Here is a 2,624-nt window from a genome sequence, read left to right as displayed (position 1 = left end):
ACAACAGTTGGAACAACAACAGTTTCAGAATCAGCACTAACACCTCAAACAGATTATGAAGTATATGTACAAGCAATCTGTGGAGCAGACACTAGTGTTTGGGCAGGACCTTATTTCTTCACAACACCAGCACAAACCAATTTTGTATTAGATTGTGTTAATGGTGGACCACAAACACTAACATATTGTTATGAGAATAACGATACTAATGTATTCACATTTACAAGTGCAGATGGTACAACACCATTAAACATAACGTTTAATGCTGGACAAGTAGAACAGAACTGGGACGAACTGATAGTTCTAGACTCTGACGGAACAACAGATTTAAATGCAGCTACACCTTATGGTAATGGTGGAAACCTAAGTGGTTTAACTTATCAATCAACAGGGTCTACAATTTCATTCCAAGTCCAGTCAGATGGAAGTGTAAACTGTCAAGGTAACAACTATACGTCAATTGATGTAACTGTAAGTTGTGCTACTTGTGTTAATCCAACTGCAACTTTTGTTGTGGTAGATGATTGTGCAAATGGAGATCAATTCTTAGTAGATGTAGATATTACTTCTTTAGGAGATGCAACATCATTATCTATTCAAGATAACCAAGGTAATCCTCCAGTAAGTGTATCTTCTACAGGTTCTGTAACTCCTTTGTTTGGACCTTATCCTTTTAATACAGATATTATATTTACTGTTTCAAATGAACAAGATGGAAACTGTGTGATTACAAGTCAAGCAATATCATTAGCTGCTTGTCCACCGGTTAATGATAACCCATGTAATGCTACTGTGGCTTCTGTAAATTCCGACGAAAGTTGTACAGTAGTTAATTCAGGAACATTATTAGAAGCTACAGATTCAGGTTATCCAAATGGATCATGTACAACCAGTGCAGATGATGATGTTTGGTTCCAATTTACAGCAGTTGGAGATCAACAAATTATACAAATACAAAATGTTGTAGGTGGCTTTAATGTAGATCATGCTGTTTATGAAGGAACAGACTGTAATAATTTAACTCAGTTATATTGTACAACAGATGACTTCAGTTTAACACCTACGTTAACAGTGGGTAATACATATTATGTAAGAGTATTTTCAGCTGGATCAACACCAACATCAATCACTTTTGACTTATGTATACAGACTCTAGGTGCACCTACATATTGTACAGATGCCTTACCTATTTGTGCAGATCCAACTATATTTTACCCTAGTATTGTAGGAGATCAAACAGCTCCTCCATACTTAGATTATGATTGTTTAGGAAGTCAACCAGATCCACAATGGAATACAATTCAATTTGATGATCCAGGAGATTATACTTTCCAATTAGCTCAAACAAACGACGCGGGAACTGGTTTAGATATTGACTTTATAGTTTGGGGACCATTTACAGGACAAGACACGGGTTGTTTTGAATTATTATCTCCTAATATTGCAGATTGTAGTTTCTCTGCTACAGCAACAGAAACTATTACATTAACAGGAGTTCCAGCGAATTCAACATATGTTATTTTAATAACTAATTACTCTCAACAATCAGGTACTTATAACTTTACTCAAACTTCTGGACCGACAGATGGTACAAATTGTGATGTGGTTTGTGACGTTACTTTAGATTATGATGGTATAGTTGTAGAACAAGGAACAACAGCTCCTGATGGAGAAAGCGATGATATTAACTTATGTGGTTATACATCTGTTACCTTAACAGCAGATACTGCTTATTCTGTAGATTCTTATGATTGGTATATTGATGGAATATATCAAGCAGGAATCAACTCTCCAACTTTAGTCGCTACCCAGTCAGGTAGTTACCAGTGTGTTGTTGGAGGAGGAATTTGTGATGATTTTACATCATCTATAATAGCTAATATTAATTTCTTTGACGATGCTAATGCTAACCAAGCACCAGATATGGAAGCTTGTGATGAAGGTGCTGGTAATGCTATTTTTGATTTAGAATCTCAAACAGCAACAATTCTAGGTGCTCAAAGTAACGCAGACTTTGTTGTTACTTATCATGAAACATTATCTGATGCTCAATCAGGTACAGCAGCTATTTCTTCACCTTACGTAGCAGTAGATGGTACTGTAATTTATGTAAGAGTTGAAGATATTGATGCAGTAGGATCAATGTCTGGATGTGCATCTACAAATACTAGCTTTAACTTGGTAGTTAATGATGCACCAGAAGCATATACAACACCAAATCAAGAACTATGTGATGATGGTAGCGGAAGTAATATATTTGACTTAACGCTTAACGAAGCGGTTACAATAGGAACACAAACAAATGTGTCTGTATCTTATTATACATCTCAAATTGATGCTGAAACAAGTACAAATGCAATCAATAATCCAACTGCATATTCTAATACAAATAGTCCTCAGACAATTTTTGTTAAAGTTGAAAATTCTTCAGCAAGTGAGTGTTATGCAATTACAAGTTTTGATATAGCACTTTATGAAACACCAGAAACAAGTTTTGACACAGACGTTGTTTACGAGGTATGTCCAAACGCTACAACACCTATAACAGTAACAGCGATACCGGATAATTACACGTCTAACGAGGTAAGTATTGTATGGTATGACCAAAATGATAATATAATATC

1 pseudogene is annotated in these 2,624 nt (G+C 35.4%); it reads left to right on the top strand.

What is annotated here, in order from left to right:
• Nucleotides 1-2,624 (top strand): annotated as a pseudogene (locus H574_RS14710) (hypothetical protein); the annotation flags it as partial.

This window comes from Mesoflavibacter zeaxanthinifaciens DSM 18436, from assembly GCF_000422365.1.
Taxonomy (GTDB): Bacteria; Bacteroidota; Bacteroidia; order Flavobacteriales; family Flavobacteriaceae; genus Mesoflavibacter; species Mesoflavibacter zeaxanthinifaciens.
The sequence above is the reverse complement of the archived record's forward strand: the minus strand, read 5'-3'. Positions and strand labels throughout refer to the sequence as shown.